This window comes from Arthrobacter cupressi, assembly GCF_900099975.1.
Taxonomy (GTDB): domain Bacteria; phylum Actinomycetota; class Actinomycetes; order Actinomycetales; family Micrococcaceae; genus Arthrobacter; species Arthrobacter cupressi.
On sequence record NZ_FNEI01000001.1, the window covers coordinates 491,037 to 513,970 of the forward strand.

18 protein-coding genes are annotated in these 22,934 nt (G+C 67.7%); 5 read left to right on the top strand and 13 right to left on the bottom strand.

Annotation, left to right across the window (positions count from 1 at the left end):
* Positions 1-3: 3 nt before the first annotated feature.
* From BLP88_RS02140 to BLP88_RS02150, 3 genes are read right to left on the bottom strand one after another with little or no spacing between them, the layout of a single operon-like run.
* Complete coding sequence (locus tag BLP88_RS02140; RefSeq protein ID WP_074586471.1) at positions 4-1,572, bottom strand: FAD-dependent oxidoreductase; 1,569 nt, start codon at positions 1,570-1,572, stop codon at positions 4-6.
* Positions 1,569-3,824 carry a molybdopterin oxidoreductase family protein gene (locus BLP88_RS02145; RefSeq protein ID WP_074586472.1) on the bottom strand — a complete coding sequence of 752 codons (2,256 nt, stop codon included), beginning with the start codon at positions 3,822-3,824 and terminating at the stop codon, positions 1,569-1,571. The genes BLP88_RS02140 and BLP88_RS02145 overlap by 4 nt, the downstream gene beginning before the upstream one ends.
* A gap of 1 nt (position 3,825) precedes the next feature.
* Positions 3,826-5,232 (bottom strand): MFS transporter, encoded by a 1,407-nt coding sequence (locus BLP88_RS02150; RefSeq protein ID WP_074586473.1) that lies wholly within the window; start codon positions 5,230-5,232, stop codon positions 3,826-3,828.
* A gap of 289 nt (positions 5,233-5,521) precedes the next feature.
* Between BLP88_RS02150 and BLP88_RS02155 the strand changes: the two genes are divergently transcribed.
* Entirely contained in the window at positions 5,522-6,931 is a 1,410-nt protein-coding gene (locus BLP88_RS02155; protein WP_074586654.1) for an MFS transporter, read from the top strand.
* A 113-nt stretch (positions 6,932-7,044) separates the two neighbouring features.
* On the opposite strand, the gene BLP88_RS02160 is transcribed toward BLP88_RS02155, so the two are convergent.
* From BLP88_RS02160 to BLP88_RS02205, 10 genes are all read right to left on the bottom strand, one after another.
* Positions 7,045-8,856 carry an acetyl/propionyl/methylcrotonyl-CoA carboxylase subunit alpha gene (locus BLP88_RS02160; RefSeq protein WP_074586474.1) on the bottom strand — a complete coding sequence of 604 codons (1,812 nt, stop codon included), beginning with the start codon at positions 8,854-8,856 and terminating at the stop codon, positions 7,045-7,047.
* Positions 8,857-8,955: 99 nt separating this feature from the next.
* On the bottom strand, positions 8,956-9,627 hold the full coding sequence (locus BLP88_RS02165) for a Maf family protein (protein ID WP_074586476.1): 672 nt from the start codon (positions 9,625-9,627) through the stop codon (positions 8,956-8,958).
* Between the two features lie 120 nt (positions 9,628-9,747).
* Positions 9,748-9,930 (bottom strand): hypothetical protein, encoded by a 183-nt coding sequence (locus tag BLP88_RS02170; protein WP_074586478.1) that lies wholly within the window; start codon positions 9,928-9,930, stop codon positions 9,748-9,750.
* Positions 9,931-10,006: 76 nt separating this feature from the next.
* Positions 10,007-12,565, bottom strand: a complete 2,559-nt coding sequence (locus BLP88_RS02175; RefSeq protein WP_074586480.1) for an MMPL family transporter — start codon at positions 12,563-12,565, stop codon at positions 10,007-10,009.
* Positions 12,566-12,590: 25 nt separating this feature from the next.
* Positions 12,591-13,247 carry a TetR/AcrR family transcriptional regulator gene (locus BLP88_RS02180; protein ID WP_074586482.1) on the bottom strand — a complete coding sequence of 219 codons (657 nt, stop codon included), beginning with the start codon at positions 13,245-13,247 and terminating at the stop codon, positions 12,591-12,593.
* 58 nt (positions 13,248-13,305) lie between these two features.
* A complete protein-coding gene (locus BLP88_RS02185) occupies positions 13,306-13,698 on the bottom strand; it encodes a YbjQ family protein (protein WP_074586483.1) in 393 nt (130 codons plus the stop codon).
* 110 nt (positions 13,699-13,808) lie between these two features.
* Positions 13,809-15,236, bottom strand: coding sequence for a dicarboxylate/amino acid:cation symporter (locus BLP88_RS02190; RefSeq protein WP_074586485.1), 1,428 nt, complete (start codon positions 15,234-15,236; stop codon positions 13,809-13,811).
* 153 nt (positions 15,237-15,389) lie between these two features.
* A complete protein-coding gene (locus tag BLP88_RS02195) occupies positions 15,390-17,075 on the bottom strand; it encodes a DUF885 domain-containing protein (protein WP_074586494.1) in 1,686 nt (561 codons plus the stop codon).
* A 127-nt stretch (positions 17,076-17,202) separates the two neighbouring features.
* Positions 17,203-17,433 carry an acyl-CoA carboxylase subunit epsilon gene (locus BLP88_RS02200; RefSeq protein ID WP_074586655.1) on the bottom strand — a complete coding sequence of 77 codons (231 nt, stop codon included), beginning with the start codon at positions 17,431-17,433 and terminating at the stop codon, positions 17,203-17,205.
* A gap of 11 nt (positions 17,434-17,444) precedes the next feature.
* A complete protein-coding gene (locus tag BLP88_RS02205; protein ID WP_074586495.1) occupies positions 17,445-19,028 on the bottom strand; it encodes an acyl-CoA carboxylase subunit beta in 1,584 nt (527 codons plus the stop codon).
* A 210-nt stretch (positions 19,029-19,238) separates the two neighbouring features.
* On the opposite strand from BLP88_RS02205, the gene BLP88_RS02210 reads away from it, so the two are divergent.
* From BLP88_RS02210 to BLP88_RS02225, 4 genes are all read left to right on the top strand, one after another.
* Positions 19,239-20,141: an SDR family oxidoreductase gene (locus BLP88_RS02210; RefSeq protein WP_074586496.1), complete on the top strand. Its 903-nt coding sequence runs from the start codon at positions 19,239-19,241 to the stop codon at positions 20,139-20,141.
* Positions 20,142-20,188: 47 nt separating this feature from the next.
* Entirely contained in the window at positions 20,189-21,061 is an 873-nt protein-coding gene (locus tag BLP88_RS02215; protein WP_074586497.1) for a biotin--[acetyl-CoA-carboxylase] ligase, read from the top strand.
* Entirely contained in the window at positions 21,054-21,629 is a 576-nt protein-coding gene (locus BLP88_RS02220) for a PH domain-containing protein (protein WP_074586498.1), read from the top strand. The genes BLP88_RS02215 and BLP88_RS02220 overlap by 8 nt, the downstream gene beginning before the upstream one ends.
* Positions 21,630-21,690: 61 nt before the next feature.
* A complete protein-coding gene (locus BLP88_RS02225) occupies positions 21,691-22,785 on the top strand; it encodes an adenylate/guanylate cyclase domain-containing protein (RefSeq protein ID WP_373366911.1) in 1,095 nt (364 codons plus the stop codon).
* Positions 22,786-22,934: the final 149 nt, after the last annotated feature.

Sequence of the window (22,934 nt, forward strand, 5' to 3'; positions counted from 1 at the left end):
GCACTACGCCGCTACGGCCCCTTGGAAATGTTTTTCGATGATCCCCTTGATGTCCTCGTGGCAGCCGCCGCAGCCGGTCCCGGCCCGGGTTGCCTTGGACACCTCGGGCACCGAAGAACAGCCGGACGCCACGGACTCCTCGATCGCGGCCCCGCTGACGCCTGCACAACGGCAGACCGTGCGCGCGGGGTCGTTGTTGGCGCCGGCGGGCTGGTCGGTGCCGTCCAGGCGCAGCAGCAGCGAACGGTCGGCCGGGAGCTCGGCGCCGCGTTCGAACAGGACCACCAGTTCGGCGGCGGTACGCGGCATCCCCACGGATACCAGCCCCTGCAGGACCCCGCCGCGGGTGGTCATCTTGACGTAGCGGCCGTGGCCGGGATCCGCCCACTGGGCCACTTCCCTGTGTTGTAGCCGATCGTGCGGCAGCCCGTCGGGAGAGGGACAGAGAATGTCATCCCACGGTTCAGCGGAGTTGTCGCCGGCGACCGCCAGGTTGATGCCGCGCGCCTTCAGGACCACGACGCCGGGCGGTTCCTTTGCCAGCGGCGGCAGGCTGTCCGCTGCCTCCTGGCCGTCTTCGGCAAGGGCTTCCAGGTAACCCGCCAGCCATTCGGCCTGCCGCCATCCCGGACCGACCAGGCCCGACGGCGCGGTGGCACCTTTGCAGTCCGGGCACCCGGAGGACCCGCAGCGGACTTCGGCGCAGTCGCCGATGGCGAACATGTGCGGTTCGTGGTGGGTGCGGAGCCGGTGGTCGACCAGGATGCCGGCCGCAACCGGAAGGCCGCAGCCTTCGGCCAGTTCGATCCGCGGCCGCACTCCGCAGGAAAGCAGCAGCAGATCGCCTTCGATCCGGGAGCCGTCGTCGAGCAGCAGCGCGGAGAAGTTGCCGTCCGGGCCGTTGTGCTCGACGGCGGTGGAGCGGGCGTTGCTCACCACCGAGACGCCGGCGGTGCGCAGCGCGGCGTTCAGCACGGCGCCGCCGCCGCGGTCGATGTTCCGGCCCATCGGGTGGGGCCCGCTGTGCACCACGGTGGTCTGTGCGCCTTCTTCGGCCGCGGCAAGCGCCGTCTCCAGGCCGAGGACGCCGCCGCCCAGCACCACCACGCGCTGGCGGGCGGTCACCGCACGGTGCAGCATGGCGGCATCGCGGAGGTCGCGGAGGGCGGTGACCCCGGCGGGCAGCACGGGGTGCGCCGGATCCGGGTTGATGCCGGTGAGGTTCGGGATCACGGGACGGGCACCGGTGGCGAACACGAGACGCTCGTAGCCCTCCGTGCTGCCGTCCGAGAGCACCAGCCGCTGCCGGGCCCGGTCCACCCGCTTGACGGTGACGCCGAGCCGCACGTCCACGCCTTCGGCAATGAGTTCGGCGGCGTCGGCAATTGCGAGGGCTTCCGCGGTGCTGCGCCCGACACCGAGTTCGGCGACCATCACCCGGTTGTAGGCGGCCTCGGTTTCCTGGCCGAGGACCATGAGGTTCACGCTGCCTCGGCGCACCGCCGGGAGGAGGCCCTCCACCAGGCGGGCTGCTACGGGCCCGAAACCAACGACGACGACGCGCTCGCTCATGATTCCTCCTTGCGGTGCGATGACACAGCTGTTGCGGCCAGGGCCGGTTCCGGGACCGCCGCGGCGGACCGGACCCATACCCGGCTGGTCTTGAATTCCGGCATGCCGGAGATGGGGTCTGTGGCGGCCTCGGTGAGGCGGTTGGCGCTGCCGGCGCCGGGGAAGTGGAAGGGCAGGAACACGGTGTCCGGCCGGATCGCGGTGCTCACCTCGGCCCGGACCTGGACCTCGCCGCGTTCGTTGCTGACGGTCACCAGCCCGCCGTCGGCGATGCCCCGGCGGGCCGCCGTCTCGGGGTGCAGCTGCAGCCGGGCTTCGGGCTGGGACGCCGAGAGTTCGGCGACCCGGCGGGTCTGGGCCCCGGACTGGTAGTGCTCCAGCAGGCGGCCGGTGGCCAGGGCCAGGGACTCCGGCTCGGAGGCACTGGCGAAGCTGCGCTGCGCACGCTTCGAGGGCGTGACGGCGACCATGGCGGCGCGGCCGTCGGCGTGCGCGAACCCTTCGGCGAAGAGCCGCGGCGTGCCTTTGCCGCCGGCCGGGTAGGGCCAGTAGGCGGCTTCGCCGGCGTCGAGCATGTCGTAGTCGATGCCGGAGTAGTCGGCCAGCCCGCCGGCGGAGGCCAGGCGCAATTCCTCGAAGACGGTGCGGGGGTCGTCGCTGAAGGTGGAGGGTGCCTCGAGCAGTTCGGCAAGCCGGGTCATCAGCCATAGTTCGGTGCGGACTCCCGGGGGCGGGGTCAGCGCGCGGCGGCGCCGGATGACGCGGCCTTCGAGGTTGGTCATGGTGCCTTCCTCTTCGGCCCATTGGGCTACGGGGAGCACCAGGTCCGCTTCGGCGGCGGTCTCGGACATGAAGAAGTCGCAGACCACCAGGAAGTCCAGGCTGCGCAGTCCCGCGATCACGGCGCCGGCGTCCGGGGCGGAGACCGCCACATTGGCGCCGTGCACGAAAAGGCAGCGGACGCCGTCGGGCTGTCCCAGGGACTTCAGGAATTCGACGGCGGGCAGCCCAGCACCGGGGATCAGGGATTCGTCCACGCCCCACACCTTCGCCATGTGGGTGCGGGCGGCGGGGTCGGTGATCTTCCGGTAGCCGGGAAGCTGGTCCGCCTTCTGGCCGTGTTCGCGGCCGCCCTGCCCGTTGCCTTGGCCGGTGAGGGTGCCGTAGCCGCTGCGTGCGGAGCCGGGCAGGCCCAGCAGCAGGCTGAGGTTGATCGCCGCGGTTGCGGTGTCGGTGCCGTCCACGTGCTGCTCCACACCGCGGCCGCTGAGGATGTAGCAGCCGCCGCGGCCCTCGTCCTTGGCGAGGCGGGCGCTCCTGGCCAGGCGGCGCGCGGTTTCGCGGATCAGGGTGGCGGGAACGCCGGTGATGGACTGTACGCGCTCGGGCCAGAATGCGTTGAGGCTGCGCAGCACGGCCTTGTGCCCGTTGGTCCGGCCTTCAAGGAACGCGGTGTCTGCGAGGCCTTCGTGGACCACCACATGGGAGATGCCCAGGATCAGGGCGAGGTCCGTGCCTGGGAGGGGTTGCAGGTGGATGCCGCCGCCGTTGCCCGTGAACGCCGCGGTGGCCGACCGTCGCGGGTCCACCACGATCAGCCCGCCGGCGTCGCGCGCGCCCTGCAGGTGCTGGACGAACGGCGGCATGGTTTCGGCCACGTTCGAACCGAGCAGCAGGATCACGGACGCCGAATCGAGGTCTTCCACGGGGAAGGGCAGGCCGCGGTCCACGCCGAAGGCCCGGTTTCCGGCCGCCGCAGCCGAGGACATGCAGAAGCGGCCGTTGTAGTCGATGCGCGAGGTGCGCAGGGCCAGCCGGGCGAACTTGCCCAACTGGTAGGCCTTTTCGTTGGTGAGGCCGCCGCTGCCGAAAACGCCCACCGAATCGTGCCCGTGGCGTGCCCAGCTGTCCTTGACCGCCGCCGCGACGAGCATCAGGGCCTGTTCCCAGCTGATCGGCTGGTGCACTCCGTCGGAGCCCTTGAGCAGGGGCTCGGTGACCCGGCCCGCGTGACCCAGCAGTGCCGCCGAGGTCCAGCCCTTGCGGCACAGCCCGCCCCGGTTAGTGGGGAACTCGCGGCCGGCCACCTCCAGGAGGGGAGCGGCGGACGCGGCGGGGCCGCCCGGCGTCGGGAGTCCAGGCGTCGGGACGTCCGCGGCCGGGAACCCCGCCCCCGGCTTGGCGGCCGGGGACAGGGTCATCGCGCACTGGAGGGCGCAGTACGGGCAGTGGGTGGCGGTACCGGAGGACATGTCAGATGTGACCCATCGAGGTGTTCTTGGCTTTCCGCAGATAGAAGGTCCAGCAGACGGTGAGCATGACTACGTAGGCCGCAACGAAACCGTAGAAGGCCGGGGTGTAGGAACCGGAAGCCGTGTTGGACGCGTTCAGCACCTGGGGGATCACGAAGCCGCCGTAGGCGCCGATCGCGGAGATCAGGCCGAGGGAGGAGGAGGCGAGCCGCTGGGTGGCTGCGGGGGAGGCGCCGTTGCGGGCTGCGCGGCTGGAGGTGGCGAAGATGACCGGGATCATGCGGTAGGTTGCACCGTTTCCGAAGCCACTGGCAACGAAGAGGAACAGGAACAGCACCAGGAAGAGCCAGAAATTCTTCAGCGGCAGGGTCCAGATCATGGTGAGGGTGATGATCGCCATGGCGGTGAAGGAGGCGACGGTCATCCTGGCCCCGCCGCGGCGGTCTGCCATGCGTCCGCCGTAGGGCCGTGCCAGGGAGCCGACCAGCGGGCCGAGGAATGCCAGGGAGAGCGCGACGGCGCCGACGTGGATGGCGGAGAAGTCCGGGAAGTAGTCCTTGATGAGCTTCGGGAAGACACCGGCGAAGCCGATGAATGAACCGAAGGTGCCGATGTACAGGAACGCCATGATCCACAGGTGCGGTTCCTTCAGGGCCGCGATGGAACCGGCCACGTCACCCTTGGCGCTGGTGAGGTTGTTCATGTACTTCCAGGCGCCGAAGGCGGCCAGCAGGATGAACGGAACCCAGATCAGGCCGGCGAGCGGCAGGTTCGCGGTACCCGCGGCGAGCAGGGTCACGGCGATCGGGACCACCAACTGTGCGACGGCGGCACCCATGTTTCCGCCGGCGGCGTTCAGGCCCAGCGCCCAGCCCTTTTCGCGGGCGGGGTAGAAGAAGGTGATGTTCGCCATGGAGCTGGCGAAGTTGCCGCCGCCGAAGCCTGCGAGGGCCGCCACCAGGAGCATCACGCCGAACGGGGTCTGCGGGTTGGAGACGCACATGGCCAGGCCGACGGAGGGGATCAGCAGGAGCAGCGCGGAGATGATGGTCCAGTTGCGGCCGCCGAACTTCGGGACCATGAAGGTGTACGGGATGCGCAGGGTCGCTCCGACCAGGCTTGGCATGGAGATGAGCCAGAAGATTTCCGAGGTGCTGAGCTTGAATCCGGCGCCGGGGAGCTGGACCACCACGATCGACCAGAGCTGCCAGACCACGAAGCCCAGGAACTCGGCGAAGATGGACCAGTACAGGTTGCGCTTGGCGATGGAACGGCCTTCGGCCTCCCATTGGCCCTTGTTCTCTGCGTCCCAATTCGCGATCCAGCGGCCGGGGCGATGTTCAAGTACGGGTACTGAAAGTTTGGTGGCCTCGTTGCCTTGGGTCTGTGCGCTTTGTTCGACAGTCACGGGATGCCTCCTTGGGGGGACTAGGTACTTCCAAGTTAGGGAGGGCTCGTTTCGGCGACCGGCGCGGTGTGTAAACGTGCTGTGACATTTGCCTATCCGAGGGTGTCGGGGCCGCGTGAGAAGCGGTGAGGGTTAGTGTGGCGTTGACCACATTGTGGGATGTTCCAAAAGGTCCATATTCCGGACCGAATGTCCATTCAGTGGATAGCCGGAACTATTCTTGAACCCTCAATAAACTTGCCGGGCAGGCCGCAGGCGCCGGACCGGTGTGAACGAAAGCTGCTACTACATGTCGTCCACCGCTACATCCAAGGAAGGCGAGTCCACTCAGCCAGTGAACTCGCGGGGCAAGGTGATCTTCGCGAGCCTGATCGGCACGACGATCGAGTTCTACGACTTCTACGCCTACGCCACCGCGTCGGTGCTCGTCTTTCCCAAGCTTTTCTTCCCCGATGCCACTGACATCAACGCGCTGCTTAGCGCCTTCGCCATCTTCGGCGTTGCCTTCTTCGCCCGTCCTATCGGGGCAGTGGTCTTCGGGCACTTCGGTGACAAGATCGGTCGCAAGGGCACGCTGGTTGCTTCCCTGTTGACCATGGGTATTGCGACCTTCCTCATCGGGCTGCTGCCCACGGCCTCCATGGCTGGGTGGGCGATCCTGGCGCCGGTCCTGCTGGTGGTGCTGCGATTCTTCCAGGGCCTGGCTTTGGGCGGGGAGTGGTCCGGCGCGGCCCTGCTGGCCACCGAGAACGCGCCCGAGGGCAAGCGCGCAATTTACGGCACGTTCCCGCAACTGGGTGCTCCAATCGGGTTCATCATCGCCAACGTGATCTTCATCTGGATGAACGTGACCCTGAGCCCCGAAGAGTTCCTTGCCTGGGGCTGGCGCGTTCCGTTCCTGCTCAGCGCGGTTCTGGTCATCGTGGGCCTTTACGTCCGCTTGAAGCTGGTGGAAAGCGCGTCCTTCACCAAGGTGATCGTCCAGGAAAAGGTCCAGAAGCTGCCCCTGGCCGCAACGGTCAAGAACCACTGGCGGCCGGTGCTCGCCGGCACCTTCATCATGCTGGCCACCTACGTGCTCTTCTACATCATGACCACGTTCACCCTGTCCTATGGCACCAAGCCCACCCTGGCTGGCGCGCAGGCAGCGGCCGAGAAAGCCGGCAAGCCCATGACGGCCGAGCAGGTCGCGGCGTTTGTCCCCGGTTTGGGCATCAGCCGGTCCGACTTCCTCTGGATGCTGATCTTCGGCGTTGTCTTCTTCGGTATCTTCACCGTGGTCTCCGGTCCGCTGGCCGAAAAGTGGGGCCGCCGGAAGTTCCTGCTCGGCGTCACAGCCGGCATTTTCGTGTTCGGTGCGCTTTGGTTCACGATGTTCGGCCCGGGCCAGGCCGCCGCGATGGTCGGCCTGATTGTTGGCTTCACCCTCATGGGCCTGACCTTCGGACCCATGGCGGCCATCCTGCCTGAACTGTTCCCCGCAAACGTCCGCTACACGGGTTCGGCAGTGGCATACAACCTCTCGTCCATGATTGGCGCGGCTCCCGCGGGATTTGTTGCCATCGCACTCTGGTCTGCGGCCAACGGAAGTACGTGGCTGGTTGGCGCTTACATGGCAGTTGCAGCGGTAATCACCTTCATTGCGCTCTGGCTGACCCGGGAAACCAAGGACACGGACTACGAGAACAACGTCGCCTGACAGTCGTCGGGGAAGCCACCCGGCAACAGCGAAAGGCTCCGGCCCTGCACCACATGGTGCGGGGCCGGAGCCTTTTCATGTCGGTCGCTGGCCCGCCAAGGGGCCCTCGCGAACTAGTCTTCGATCGTGGCGATCACAGCGCCGGCGGACACCGTCTCGCCGGCCTGGGAAACCAAGCCGTGGATGGTGCCGGCGCGGTGGGCGGTGAGCGGCTGCTCCATCTTCATGGCTTCGAGCACCACAATCAGGTCGCCTTCGGCCACCACGTCGCCGTCGGACACGGCCACCTTGACGATGGTTCCCTGCATCGGGGAGGTCAGCGCATTGCCGCCGGCGGCCGCGCTGGACGCACCGGCGCCGCGGGCGGCGCGCTTCTTGGCTTTGCCGGCCTTCGGCGTGGCGCCGTTCACGGCGACGGCTCCGAGCCCCGCCGGGAGGGCGACCTCAAGCCGCTTGCCGCCCACCTCGACGACGAAGCGCTGGCGCTCACCGGCGTCGGGGGCTTCAGCGGAGGAGGTGGCACCCGACCAGGCCGGGATGTCGTTGACGAACTCAGTTTCGATCCAGCGGGTGTGGACCGAGAACGGGCCTTCCGCGGGGGCGAAGGCGGGGTCGGACACCACCGTACGGTGGAACGGCGTGACAGTGGGCATGCCGGTGATTTCCAGCTCGGCCAGGGCGCGGCGGGAGCGTTCGAGGGCCTGCTTGCGGCTGGAGCCGGTGACCACGAGCTTGGCCAGCATCGAGTCGAAGTTGCCGCTGATCACCTCGCCGGCCTGGATGCCGGAGTCCACGCGGATGCCGGGGCCAGTGGGGTAGCGGAGGGTCTCCACGGTGCCGGGGGCGGGCATGAAGTTGCGGCCCGCGTCCTCGCCGTTGATGCGGAATTCGAAGGAGTGGCCGCGTACTTCCGGGTCGCCGTAGCCGAGTTCTTCGCCGCGGGCCAGGCGGAACTGCTCACGGACCAGGTCGATTCCGGTGACTTCCTCGGACACGCAGTGCTCCACCTGCAGGCGGGTGTTGACTTCGAGGAAGGAGATGGTGCCGTCCTGGCCCACCAGGAACTCGCAGGTGCCCGCGCCAAGGTAGCCGGCTTCCTTCAGGATGGCCTTGGACGATTCGTACAGCCGGCGGTTCTGCTCTTCGGAGAGGAAGGGCGCCGGGGCTTCCTCCACGAGTTTCTGGTTGCGGCGCTGCAGGGAGCAGTCTCGGGTGGAGACGACGACGACGTTGCCGTGGGCGTCGGCCAGGCACTGGGTTTCGACGTGGCGGGGAGAGTCCAGGAACTTTTCTACGAGGCACTCACCGCGTCCGAAGGCGGCCAGGGCCTCGCGGACTGCGGATTCGTAGAGTTCGGGGATCTCTTCAAGGGTGCGGGCGACCTTGAGGCCACGGCCGCCGCCACCGTAGACGGCTTTGATGGCCACCGGGAGGCCATACTCCTGGGCGAAGGCGACGATCTCGTTGGCGTCCTTGACGGGATCCTTGAGGCCCGGTGCCAGCGGGGCGCCGGCGGCCAGGGCGATGTGCTTTGCCTTCGCCTTGTCGCCGAGGGCGTCGATGGCTTCGGGGGAGGGGCCGATCCAGGTGATGCCCGCCTCGATCACGCGGCCGGCGAATTCGGCGTTCTCGGCCAGGAAGCCGTAGCCGGGGTGGATGGCGTCGGCGCCGGACTGCTTGGCGACGTCGATCAGCTTGTCGATGACGAGGTACGACTCGGCGGCGGTGTTGCCGCCCAGGGCGTAAGCCTCATCCGCCAGTTGGACGTGCAGGGCGTCCCGGTCCGGGTCAGCGTATACAGCCACGGAGGCCAGGCCTTCGTCGCGGGCTGCACGGATAATGCGGACCGCGATCTCACCGCGGTTGGCCACCAGTACCTTGGTGATCGAGTTCGAAACGGGCTGCGCCGGCTGTGCTGTCAACATGACTCCTTCTGTCCTCAAAGGAGACTAGCGTGATTGGGAGGGTTCCGCCCATATTGGTGGGGGAATCCGTGCGTGCGGCGCCTCCTCTTTGTAGGGTTGCTACAAACCGGCCGGGTCCCCGTCCAGGGCCCACAGCTCGGTGATGCCCACCCGTGCCTGGCCGAGCAGTTCGCGCAGCGTGGAGACGGACAGCCCGACGACGGCGTGCGGGTCCCCGTCGACCTTGCGGATGAACGCCCCGCCCAGCCCGTCGATGGTGAAGGAGCCCGCGCAGTGCAGCGGTTCCCCCGTGGCGATGTAGGCGTCCACCTCGGCCTCGCTCATCGGCGTGAAGTGCACTTCGGCGCTGGAGACCGCGCCAAGGGTCGCCCCGGTGCCGTCGGCACTTTCCCCGTCCTCGACGTCGGCGGCAGTTTCGCGGCAGTCCACCAGCCAGTGTCCGGTGTGCAGTACCCCGGAGGAACCGCTCATGCGGAGCATGCGCTCCTTGGCGACCTCGGCGGTGTACGGCTTGCCGTGCGCCTCGCCGTCGAACTCGAAGACCGAATCGCAGCCGATCACCAGGGCACCTTCGGCCTCGGGCAGCGCCGCGACGGCCTCGGCCTTGGCGCGCGCCAGCAGCAGGGCGGTGTCGTGCGGATCGGTGACCCCGTAGCGCGCCTGGACGGCGTCCTCGTCGACGTCGGACACGAGGATTTCGTGCCGGATGCCGGCCTCCGTGAGGAGCTTGGTGCGGGCGGGGGACTGGGAGGCCAGGATAAGTCGGGTCACGGATTCAAGGGTATCCGCTGCCGGAAGGCGCCGGAGGACGCGCTGGACGCTTTACCGACCGCGCTGCCGGCAACGCAAAAGGAAGGAACGCCCGTGCGGGACGTTCCTTCCTTTCAGCGGCTACACCCGCTCGCGGCTGCGGTCGATGACCGGTTCACGCGGGGCGGAGAAATCGCGGCGCCGGCGCGGGAAGGCCCAGAAGGTGCCCTTCGCGTCAACGTGTGGTTCCTTGCGCTCTTCGGTTTCCCGCGAGGCATCTTTCTTGGTGTCCCAGCGGAAATCCTTGCTGTACGGGTAGCACATTACAGACCTCCTTTTGGTGACTGCCTCTTAATCCTCCTCCTGATCCGGCAGCGCGTCGAGGCCAATTCAGGCAAGCTCAGGGCACCAGTTCCTTCGCTTCGCCGGCGTCGTCCGGGGCACCTGCCCGGGCCCCGGCCCGCTCAAGCGAGGCGCCTTCGACGTCCACGTCCGGCAGCACCCGGTCCAGCCAGCGCGGCAGCCACCACGCCTTCTCGCCGAGCAGGTACATCGCGGCGGGCAGGATCGTCATGCGGACCACGAACGCATCCACCAGCACACCGAACGCCATCGCGAAGCCAAGCGGCCGGACCATGGTCAGGTGGGAGAAGATGAAGCCGGCGAATACGCTCACCATGATGATCGCGGCGGCGGTGACCACGGCGGCGGCGTGGCTGAAGCCGCTGCGCACCGCCTGCCTGGCGTTCTCGCCGTGCATGTACGATTCCCGCATGCCCGAGGTGATGAAGACCTGGTAGTCCATCGCCAGGCCGAACAGCACACCGATCAGGATGATCGGCAGGAAGCTCAGCACGGCGCCGGGATTCGCGACGTCGAATACGGCGCCCAGCCAACCCCACTGGTACACGGCGACCACGGCGCCGAAGGCCGCGGCCAGCGAGAGCAGGAAGCCGCCGGTGGCCAGCAACGGGACCACCACCGAGCGGAACACAAGCAGCAACAGGATCACTGACAGCCCGACGACGATCGCCAAGTAGGGCGGCAAGGCCGCGCCGAGCTTTTCGGACACGTCCACGTTGCCGGCCGTCTGCCCGGTCAGGCCGATGGTGACCCCGGTATCGGCGGCGATGTCGCTGCCCTTGGCGCGGAGTTCGGAGACCACGTGGACGGTGCTCTCGCTGGCCGGCCCATCCTGCGGGATCACTTGGAACACGGCGGTGCGGTGTCCGTCGCTTCCGGTGGCCGGGCTCAATGCGACCGGCACGGCTGCCACCACCTTGTCCACGCTCCGGAGTTCCTCGGCAACGTCCAGCTGCTTGTTCACCGCTTCGCTGTCGCTGAGCCCGCCGGGCAGCTCGCCCACCACCACGATCGGTCCGGTGACGCCTTCGCCGAAGCTCTTGCGGGTGAGGTCGTAGGCCTGGAAGGCCTGGGACTCGACAGGTTCGGAGCCGCCGTCGGGCAGCGCCAGCCGCAGCTGGGAGGCCGGCAGGGCGAGGACGCCGAGCAGTACGACGCCGGCGAGCAGCGACCAGACAGGATGGCGGGTCACCAGCCCGCCCCAGCCGCGGTTGCTCTTGGCCGCATCGGCGGCCCGGTCCGCGCTCTCGTGGCCGGGCTCGGCGTTGTGCCTGGCGGCCTTCGCCCAGGCGCGCCTGGAGATCAGGCGGGGACCAATCAGCGAGAGGACCGCCGGGGTCAGGGTGAGGGAAACGACGACGGCGACCGCCACCGTGGCGGCGGCGGAGAGGCCCATCACGGCCAGGAAGGGCAGGCCGGGGACCACCAGGGCTGCCAGGGCGATGACCACGGTGAGGCCGGCGAACAGTACGGCGTTGCCCGAGGTGCCGGTGGCGAGGGCCGCGGATTCCTCCGGGTCCATGCCGGCGAGCAGTTGGCCGCGGTGCCGGTTGACGATGAACAGGGAATAGTCGATGCCCACGGCCAGGCCGAGCATGAGGGCGAGCATCGGGGAGATGGAGCTCATGTCGATGACGCCGGTGAGGGCGAAGGTTCCGCCCACGCCGACGGCCACGCCGACCAGGGCCATGAGCAGCGGCAGGCCTGCGGCGATCAGGGTGCCGAGCATCACGATCAGTGCCAGGGCGGCGACGGCGATGCCGACGATCTCGGCGACGCCGAACAGCTGCGAGACGTCCTCGGTGATTTCCTTGCTGGCCAATGCCGTTACCCCGGCGGAGGAGACCTCGTGCGAGATGTCCTGGACTTCCTGGCGGTCGGCAGGGGTGAGGGCGTTGATGGAGGTCTTGAACTGGACCTGGGCGATCGCGGCCCTGCTGTCCTCGGACACGAAGCGCATGCCCTCGGAAGCCTGAAGCTGGCGCTTGGCCAGGGCGAGCTTTTCGGCGCCCTCGGCGGCCTGCTTCCGGCCGGCGTCGAGCTTTGCCTTCCCCGCGGCGAGCTGGGCCTTCTGCGGGCCGAGCTGGGCGTCGATCGCGGCGGCAGGCAGCCCGGCCGCCGCCATCTGCTCCTCGGCGGCCTTGAGTTGTGCCTCGCCGGCAGCCAGCTGCGCCCGGGCCTGCTCAAGCTGGGCGTTCCCGGCTGCCGCCTGCTTTTCACCCTGTTCGACGGCGGCGGGCGCCTTGTCGAGTTCGGCCTGCGTTTCGAAGGGGTTGACGGTGGACTGCACTGTGGGCAGTTTCTCCAGCTTGGCCAGGGCTGCTGCGACCGCGTCCTTCCCGGCCTGGTCGAAGCCGCTGGAGCCCGCTTCGAAAACGATGCCGGCGGATCCGCCGGAGGCCTCCGGCAGGTCCGCCTTGAGCTTGTCCAGCATCCGCTGGGTCTCGGTGCCCGGGATCTGGAAGTTGTTGGACATGGTGCCGTGGAAAGCCGCGGCGGAGCCACCCACGGCGACCAGGACGGCCAGCCAGAGGGAGATCACCAGCCAGCGGTGCCGGTAGGAGAACTTGCCAAGACGGTAGAGCAACGTAGCCATGGTGGAACCGATCTGTTCTGGGTGGTCAGGCTGTGGCGGGTGCGTTGAAGCCGGTGGCCAGCAGGCCCACGGCGGTGACGAGGTGCTGGCGGAAGACCGCCAGGGAGTCCGGGGAAAGGTCGGCGCCGCGTTCTTCGAACCAGACGCCCATCGCGGCCTTGCCGCAGGCGATGATCGAGCCGGCCATGGCCCGCAGAGCGAGTTCGTTGGCGCCTTCGCCCAGCCGCTCGCGGGCCGCGGCGATGATCTGTTCGGTGCAGTGCTCCCAGGCCTCGAGCTCGCAGCGTCCGAGGGCCTGGCTGGAGTTCGTCAGGCTGAAGAGTTCGGCGATGGGGGCGGCCGTCATCGGATCCGCCAGCTCCAGTAGCGCAACCCGGGCGGATTCCAGGACCGGCTCATCCGCGGGGCGGAGGCGGAACTGCTCCAGGACGTTGTCAAGGAAGCGGTCCGCCAGGGAGGCAAGCGCAGCGTCGACGCCGGTGAAGTAGTTGAAGAAGGTCCGCCGCGACACCCCCGCCTCGGCGGCGATGTCTTCCACCGTGAAGCCGCCCGCGCCCCTGCTGCGGAGGAGTACCAGCGCGGCATCGGCGATGGCGCGGCGCGTGGCGGCCTTGTTCAGTTCCCGGCGGGACTCTGCCTTGGCGGTGTCAGGGGACGTTTTGGCGGTATCAGTTGACGGCACATATTTACACTAAGTGCATTTTTGCACTCTGCGCAAGTTAAATCCGGGGGAGCGGGGGCTATGCCTGCTGTTGCTGGCCCGCGGTGCTGTTCAGGTAGATCGACTGGCCCGTGGCCCCGGCCTCGCCTTCCTTCAGCGGGATGGCGAAAACGGCCGTGCCGTAGGCGCACACCTCGGTCCAGTTCGTTCCCATCTCGGAGGTGTCGAAACGCATTGCCACAATGGCGTTGGCGCCCCGCTGCTGTGCCTCGCTGACCATGCGGGCCATGACTTCCTGGCGGCTTTCATACAGCGCCCTGGTCATTTCGGGAAGTTCGCCGCCTCCCAGGGAGCGGAAGCCGGCGAGCATCTGGGAACCGATGTCCCGGGACCGGACCGTGAGGCCCATGACCTCGCCGAAGACGGCGTCGATGCGGTGGCCGGGGATATCGTTCGAGGTGACAATCAGCATGGGCCGAGCCTACCGGCAGGCGCCCGTTAAACGGATGAATCCCCGGGGAACTCCCGGGGATTCATCTGCAAGGCGGCGCGGTTGTGGACGGCGCGCCCTGGGTCGGCGTGCTAGGACTTGGCGGCCGCGAGTTCGCGGTCCTCCGCAGGCGCGCCGTCCCGGGTGTCCGCCGGTGCCGCGGACTCGTCCGCAAACGCCGTGCCGGTACGCGGTGCGTTGTACAGCTCCTCGTCCAGGATGCCCTGGCGCTTGGCCACGATGGTGGGCACGAGCGCCTGGCCGGCCACGTTGACCGCGGTGCGGCCCATGTCCAGGATCGGGTCGATCGAGAGCAGGAGGCCGACGCCCGCAAGCGGCAAGCCCAGGGTGGACAGGGTCAGGGTCAGCATCACCACGGCGCCGGTGGTGCCTGCCGTGGCGGCGGAGCCGAGGACCGAAACAAGGGCGATGAGCAGGTACTGGCTGAAGTCCAGGTTGATGCCGAAGAACTGGGCCACGAAGATCGCGGCGATGGCCGGGTAGATTGCGGCGCAGCCGTCCATCTTGGTGGTGGCACCCAGGGGCACGGCGAAGGAGGCGTAGCCGCCCGGGACGCCGAGGTTGCGTTCGGTGACACGCTGCGTGAGCGGCAGGGTGCCGATGGAGGAACGGGAAACGAACGCCAGCTGCACGGCCGGCCAGACGCCGGAGAAGTACTGCTTCACGGACAGGCCGTGGGCGCGGACCAGGACCGGGTAGACGGCGAACAGCACCAGCGCCAGGCCGACGTAGATGGCCACTGTGAACTTGCCCAGCGAGCCGATGGTGTCCCAGCCGTAGATGGCCACGGCGTTGCCGATCAGGCCGATCGTGCCCAGCGGCGCGATCCGGATGATCCACCACAGGACCTTCTGGATCACGGCCAGCGCTGAGGCGTTGAAGGCCAGGAAGGGTTCCGCCTGCCTGCCCACCTTGAGGGCGGCCACGCCGACGGCGATCGCGATCACCAGGATCTGCAGCACGTTGAAGTTCACCGCGGTGGTGACGGCGTCATCGGCAATCGTCGTGCTGGCGCCGAGGCCCAGGAAGTTCTTGGGGAACAGGCCGGTGAGGAAGGCCCACCAGCTGCCGACCTTGCCCGGGGCTTCGCCCTGGCTGTCGATTCCGGTGCCGGTGCCCGGCTGGAAGACGACGCCCAGGCCGATGCCGATCAGCACGGCGATCAGGGAGGTGATGGCGAACCAGAGCAGGGTGTTCCAGGCGAGCTTCGCCGCGTTGGAAACTTGGCGGAGGTTGGCGATGGAGCTGACGACGGCGGTGAAGATCAGAGGGACGACGGCGGTCTGCAGCAGCGAGACGTAGCTCGAGCCGATGGTCTGCAGTGTGGCGCCGAGGCCGTTGGGGGCCGCCTTGGTGCTGCCGGTGTACTTGGCGATGAGGCCGAGCACCAGGCCGACGATGAGGGCGGCGATGATCTGGACGCCGAAGGACGTAGCCCACTTGGGAAGTCGGGAAGCGGTCTTCCCAGCGGACGGCGAAAGGTTGGATGTTTTGCTCACCCGGACAACGTAGAGGGAGCTGGGATACCAGAGCGAGCAGACGTTGAGAAATATTACGCAGAAATGAACGTGACGGCCATCACTGGGATACCAGCGCTGGCCGCCACGTCAATGAAGCTTCAAGTTATTCCAGCCCCCCATGTGGCATATGTCTCAGCCGAGCAGTGCCCGGCGCAGCGTGTCGAGGCCCACGGAGCCGATGTTCAGGGCGTCGGTGTGGAAGGCCTTGAGCTCGAAGCCGTCCCGCTTTTCCAGCTCCGTGCGGATCTCTTCCCAGAGGCGCTGGCCTACCTTGTAGGAAGGCGCCTGGCCCGGCCAGCCGAGGTAGCGGGTGAACTCGAACTTGAGCTGTCCCTCGCTGATGGGCAGGTTGGCGCGGAGGAAGTCGTACCCCTTCTCCGGTGTCCACGTGCCGCTGCCCCAGGCCTCCGGGATTTCCAGCTCAAGATGTACCCCGATGTCGAAGACCACGCGGGCGGCCCGCATCCGCTGCATGTCCAACATGCCCATGTGGTCGCCCGGGTCCTTCAGGTAGCCCAGCTCCAGCATTAGCTTCTCGGCGTACAGGGCCCAGCCTTCGCCGTGCCCGGAGACCCAGGAGATGTTGCGGCGCCAGTTGTTCAGCAGCTCGCGGCGGTAGACGGCAGTGGCCACTTGCAGGTGGTGGCCGGGAACCCCTTCGTGGAAGACCGTCGTGGTTTCCGCCCAGGTGGTGAAGGTGTCTTCGCCGGCCGGCACCGACCACCACATCCGGCCGGGCCGTGAGAAATCGTCCGCAGGGCCGGTGTAGTAGATGCCGCCCTCGTCGGTCGGGGCGATCTTGCACTCCAGGGTCTTCATGACGTCCGGGATGTCGAAGTGGACGTCGGCGAGGTCGGCCACCGCGCGGTCCGAGAGTTCCTGCATCCATGCCTGGAGGGCGTCGGTGCCCTTGATCTGGCGGGCGGGATCGTTGTTCAGGATCTCCTTGGCTTCCTCGATGCTGGCGCCGGGCTTGATCTGCTCCGCCACCCGCTCCTGCTCGGCGATGAGGCGCTGCAGCTCCTGCACGCCCCAGGCGTACGTTTCTTCAAGGTCAACGGTGGCGCCGAGGAAGGTGCGGGAGGCGAGTGCATAGCGTTCGCGGCCCACCGCGTCCTTTTCGGGCGCCAGCGGAAGCAGTTCCCCTTCGAGGAAGGCGGCCAGGTCTGCGTAAGCCGAACGCGCGACGGCGGTACCGGCGTCGAGCTTCTCCTGCAGTTCCGCCGGGAGCGGCTTGCCGTCGATCGTTGCGTCCGCGGCGAGCTTGGCAAAGAAGCCGTCTTCGGCGGCGTACTTGCCGGCCTGTTCGACAACGATCCGCACTTGGCGGGCGGCTGAGACTTTTCCGGCGTCCTTGGCCGCGCGCAATGACGCGATGTAGCCCTCGATGGCGCCGGGCACGTTGCCGGCGCGGCCGGCGATGTGCTCCCAGTCCTGCGGCGTGGCCGTGGGCATCAGGTCGAAGATCGCACGGATGTCCTGGGCGGGGGAGGCGATGTTGTTCAGCTCCGCCGCGTCCCAGCCGGATTCGTGGAACTCGAGCTGCAGGCCCAGCCGTTCCCGCATGGCGTCGAGGGTGATGACGTCCGATGCGTCGGCGGGCTCCAGGCCGGAGAGCTTGTCCAGGGCATCGCGGGCCGCGGCGGCGAACGCCGCCGTCCCGGCCGGGGAGAAGTCCTGGTACTCGCTTTCGTGGCCCGGGATGCCGAGGGTGGTGGCCAGGCTCGGATTCAGCGCCAGGAGCGTTTCGGTGTACTCGTCAGCTGCGGCGTCAATGGCTGTCCGGGAGCGTGCCGGGGTGGTGTTTTCAGTAGTCACCCGACGAGCCTATCGGCGGACGCGCTTTCCTGAAAGGGTTGCTGAACACTCCCCGCCGCCTCCCTTGGCTCGCAAGCTCGCAAAGGGAACCCTCGGCGGCGTGGGCCCCCGGACCTTTTCCGGCTGTTCAGCCTTTGCTGCGCCGCCAGGCGCCCGGACCCGGGGTGGGGGCCAGGCGGAGCTGCTGCTGCCGTACCCAGTGGCGCACCGTCGGCTTGGCGGGCGCCGGGGCGGCGGGGGCCGAAAGCGAAGCGACGACGGCGGTCAGCGCGGCGAGCTCTTCCGGCGTCGGGTCCCCCTTGAGCACCGAAAGCAGCGGCGCCTCCGGCGTTCCGGCGTCCGTGGTGTCCTGGTTCATGGCAGCCGTGCTCACAGGGGGATGTTCCCGTGCTTCTTGCTGGGAAGGCTGGCGCGCTTGTCCCGCAGGGCGCGCAGGCCCTTGATGATCTGAACGCGGGTATCGGAGGGCGCGATGACGGCGTCCACATATCCGAGCTCTGCCGCCTGGTACGGGTTGAGGAGTTCCTCTTCGTACTGCTGGATGATCTCCGCGCGGCGGGTCTCGACGTCGCCACCGGATTCGGCGACGCCGGCGAGGTCGCGGCGGTACAGGATGTTCACGGCGCCCTGCGCGCCCATGACGCCGATCTGGGCGGTGGGCCAGGCCAGGTTGAGGTCAGCGCCCAGCTTCTTGGAACCCATCACGATGTAGGCGCCGCCGTAGGCCTTGCGGGTGATGACGGTCAGCTTCGGGACGGTGGCCTCTGCGTAGGCGTAGAGCAGCTTGGCGCCACGGCGGATGATGCCCTGGAACTCCTGGTCCTTGCCGGGCAGGAAGCCGGGGACGTCCACCAGGGTGACGATGGGGATGTTGAACGCGTCGCAATGGCGGACAAAGCGCGCTGCCTTTTCCGATGCGGCGATGTCCAGGGTGCCGGCGAACTGCATGGGCTGGTTGGCCACAATGCCCACCGTGTGCCCTTCAATGCGGCCGTAGCCGATGGTGACGTTGGGGGCGTAAAGGGCCTGCATCTCGAGGAAGTGGGCGTCGTCGACGATCTGCTCAATGACCTTGCGCATGTCGTACGGCTGGTTGGCCGAGTCCGGGATGAGCGTGTCCAGGGCGAGGTCGTCGTCGTCGAGCTCCAGTTCCTGCTCGTGCTCCAGCACGGGCGCCTCGGAGAGGTTGTTGGAGGGTAGGAAGTCCAGCAGTTCGCGGACGAACTCGATCGCATCGGCTTCGTCGCTGGCCAGGTAGGTGGAGGTACCGGTGGTGGCGTTGTGCTGGCGGGCGCCGCCGAGGGTTTCCATGTCCACGTCTTCGCCGGTGACGGTCTTGATGACGTCCGGGCCGGTGATGAACATGTGCGAGGTCTTGTCCACCATCACCACGTAGTCGGTGAGGGCGGGGGAGTAGGCAGCACCGCCGGCGCAGGGGCCCATGATCAGGGAGATCTGCGGGATGACGCCGGAGGAGTGGACGTTGTTGCGGAAGATGTCCGCGAACATCGCCAGGGAGGCCACCCCTTCCTGGATGCGGGCGCCGCCGCCGTCGTTGATGCCGATCATCGGGCAGCCGTTGCGGAGGGCGAATTCCTGGACCTTGACGATCTTTTCGCCGTTGACCTGGCTGAGGGAGCCGCCGTAGACGCTGAACTCCTGGCTGTAGATGGCCACCAGGCGGCCGTCCACGGTGCCGTAGCCGGAAACGACGCCGTCGCCGAGCGGCTTCTTCTTCTCCATGCCGAACGCGGTGGAGCGGTGGACGGCGAGGGCGTCGAACTCGACGAAGGAGCCTTCGTCCAGGAGCAGGTCGATCCGTTCACGGGCGGTGTTCTTGCCGCGGGCGTGCTGCTTTTCGATGGCCTCGGGGCCGGAGGGCTGTTCCGCACGCGCCTGGCGGTCGCGGAAATCGGCAATCTTTCCCGCTGTCGTGGTCAGATCGTGGCTCATCAAGTGTCTCCGGCTCTGTAGCTGTTTACGCTGGCACTGCATTGCTGGGCATGCGCGCTTAAGTAGCATCCGTACAAAATGCGGACCCTGGTGGCTAGTCTAGTGACGCAAAACCCGGATACCGCTGTAGAAACCCTACAATTTTCCGTCTTCATGTCGAGCGTCCAGCCATGTTACCCATGAGTAACTTAGATCGGTTACAGTGTCCTCATGACCTCAAGCAACGATGCTTCAGCACGTCCCTCCAGCCCCTACCGGGCGGCGGGCACCCTCAAGGGCCGCACCATCCTGATGTCCGGCGGCAGCCGGGGAATCGGCCTGGCCATCGCGCTCCGCGCTGCCCGTGACGGCGCCAACATCGTGCTGATGGCCAAGACCGGCGAACCCCATCCCAAACTTGAAGGCACTGTGCACAGCGCGGCCGCGCAGCTCGAAGCCGCCGGCGGCCGGGCCCTCGCCCTCGTGGGGGACGTGCGCAGGGACGAGGACGTCGCCGCGGCGGTGGACGCCGCCGTCGGGCATTTCGGCGGTATCGACGCCGTCGTCAACAACGCCTCTGCCATCGACCTGTCCCGGACGGACGCCGTCGACATGAAACGCTACGACCTCATGCAGGACATCAACGTCCGTGGCACCTTCCTGCTCTCCAAGCTGGCCCTGCCCGCCCTGCGCCGTTCCGCGCAGGACCGTCCCGGGCACGCGCACATCCTGACCTTGTCCCCGCCGCTGAACCTGGATCCAAAATGGGCCGGCATGCACCTGGCCTACACCATGGCCAAATACGGAATGAGCCTGACCACCCTGGGACTCGCCGAAGAGCTCAAGGACGACGGCGTGCTGGTCAATTCGCTCTGGCCCTGCACCCTCATCGACACAGCGGCAATTCGGAACATGCCCGGCGGTGAACGGATGGTCCAGGCGGCCCGCGGGCCGGAGATCATGGCCGACGCCGCCCACGCGATCCTCAGCGGGGGAATGGACGGCGCCGGCGCAGTATTGAGCGGAAACTTCTACACCGACGAAGAAGTGCTCCGTGCCACCGGCGTCAATGACTTCAGGCCCTACAGTCTCGGCGCTCCCGAAGAGCAGCTCGTGCCCGACATTTTCCTCTAGGCAGAAGGGCTACGTCGGTGGTGGCCGGGATCGCTAGGATTCAAGGTATGGAACGGGCAAATCTCGACAAGGACGCGCTGCTCAACGGGGATTTCCTCGCAAACACCGGCATCGCCCGCCTTGAGGTCGTGGAGACCACCGGCTCTACCAACGCGGACCTCCTCCGGGCAGTCACCGTGGAGCCCAAGGAATGGCCGGACATGTCCGTGCTGACGGCCGAACACCAGACCGCGGGGCGGGGACGCCTGGAGCGGCACTGGGAAGCGCCCGACCATTCCGCCGTGTCCGTGTCGATCGTGCTGCGGCCCGTCAACGCCCAGGGCCTGCCGGTACCCACCCAGAGCTATTCCTGGCTGTCGCTGCTCGCCGCCCTGGCCCTGCGCGAGACCCTGTTGGAGTACTGCGGCCTGCCCGCGGAGATCAAATGGCCCAACGACGTCCTGGTGCGGGGCCGGAAGATCTCCGGAATCCTGGCACAACTGGGACCGATGGGAGACGGCACGGTTCCCGCGGTGGTGCTCGGCACCGGGCTGAACGTCAGCCTCGCCGAAGACGAGCTGCCGGTCCCCACCGCCACCTCCCTCCTCGTGGAAGGCGCGGAGACCCTGGACCGCACCGCCATCCTGCAGAATTACCTGTCCCGTTTCGCGGTCCTCTACCGCAGCTTCTGCAATGCCGACGGCGATCCCGCCGCCGGACTGGCCGGCGGGCCGTCCCTGCACAAGCGGGTGGAAGCGGTGCTGGTGACGCTGGGCCGCGAAGTCCGTGCGCAACTTCCCGGCGACCACGAACTGGTGGGCCACGCCTCCCGGCTGGACGAATACGGTTCGCTTCTGGTGGTGGACCACGGCGGCCGGGAACACGTGGTGACGGCCGGGGACGTTGTGCATCTGCGGCCCACCGATGGCGGATATGCGTAAACAGCTCCTGCCGGGAGAGCAAGTGATCGTGGTGACCCGGCAACAGGCGCGCCGGCTCTTCCTTCCGGTGGCCGCCTTCATCCTCACTCCGGCGTTCGCTGCTTTCGGCTGCGCCTGGATCGTACAGGGCGGCCCGGCCAGGGTCCTGCCGGTGATGAGCGGCGGCGAATGGACCTTCTGGCTGCTGCTGGCCTGCGTTTTCCTGGCCCTGCTGGTGCTCCTCGGCTACTGCCTGCCGAAATACCTTGAGTGGCTGGCCGTCCAGTACATCCTCACGAGCCGCCGGATAATTGCCCGTTTCGGAATGCTTCGGCGCCACGACTGGCAGCTTTCGCTCGCGGCGGTACGTAACGTCGGTCTCAGGCAGTCCCTGATCCAGCGGACATTGCGCTCGGGGAATATATCCTTGGATACCGGGCAGCCCGGAGGAACCCTGATGCCCGATGTTCCGGAGGCCGCACGGTTCCGGAGCTTCATCCTCGAGGCGATCGACGGCCTGCCGCCGGCACCGGCGAATGACAGCGGAAACACGTGGACACGGAGAGAAGGTGGACAAGATGGATGGTGACCAGCCCTGGAACCCGGAGGACGGCAGCGATTCCTTGCCGGAACCTTCCCTTGACGAGCCCATGACCAAACCCCTCCCGGTGATTCCCCAGGCCTCCCCGCCCACCGGCGTGATGTCCGCCGAGCGGATCGCCATGAAGGTGCTCGAAACCAGGCTGCTGGGGGGAGAACGCACGCTCCGCCGTCGTGAAGTCGCCGCCGCCGCCGGCGTCTCATTGCTGTCCGCCCGCAAGCTCTGGCGCGCCCTCGGGTTCCCCAACTTCGGGGACGAAGACGTGGCCTTTACGGAGCAGGACCTTTCCGCGCTGTCCACCATCCTGGACCTGGTGCGTGCCGGGAAGCTCACGGAGGAAGCCGCCATCTCCGTGACCCGCGCGATCGGGCAGATGACGGACCGCATGGTGGTTTGGCAGGTCGAAGCCCTGATCGAAGACATGGTGATGCAGCAGGGAATCCCCGACGCCGTGGCCCGCAAGCGGCTTGTCAGTGAACTGCCGAACCTCCTGGACGCCATGGAAGAGATCCTGGTGTACTCGTGGCGGCGCCAGATGAACGCCGGCGTGCAGCGCCTGGCAGTCCGCGCCGAAGCCGGGCTGCGGGCCAGCGAAGCCGGCCGTGAAGGCGACGAGGACGACGCCCCGCTGCCGCTGGCGCGTGCCGTCGGCTTCGCGGACCTGGTGTCCTACACGAGCCTGTCCCGCCGGATGAACGAAAAGACGCTGGCACAGATGGTCCAGCGGTTCGAGAACAAGTGTGCCGAGATCATCTCGGTGGGCGGCGGACGCCTGGTCAAGACCATCGGGGACGAAGTGCTCTACATCGCCGAAACCCCGGCGGCCGGCGCCGAAATCTCGCTGGCACTGTCGCGTGCGTTCAGCGAGGACGAGATCCTGCCGCAGGCCCGCGTTGCGATGGTGTGGGGCCGCATTCTGTCCCGCCTTGGCGATATCTACGGGCCCACTGTCAACCTCGCCGCCCGTCTGACAGCCCTCGCCGAACCGGGTACTGTCCTGGTGGACCAGACCACCGCCGCGGCTCTTGGCCAGGATGAGCGCTTCGTCCTCGACCCGCAGGCCACAGAGAATGTGCGCGGATTCGGTGAAATCACCCCGGTGGTGCTCTCGCCGGGCCGGGGCAAGGGTCTCGTCCTGGACTGACCGGCCGGAGCGGATGCTGCGGCGGCCTGGCCGGTCGGAACCTGGCGATAACTCCTGGTTCAGCCAATTGATAGACTTTTCCGCGGGCGTTCCCTGTCCCGGGATCGGGATGGGGACTTATGCCCATCGCACCTGCCACTGCTCCCGGC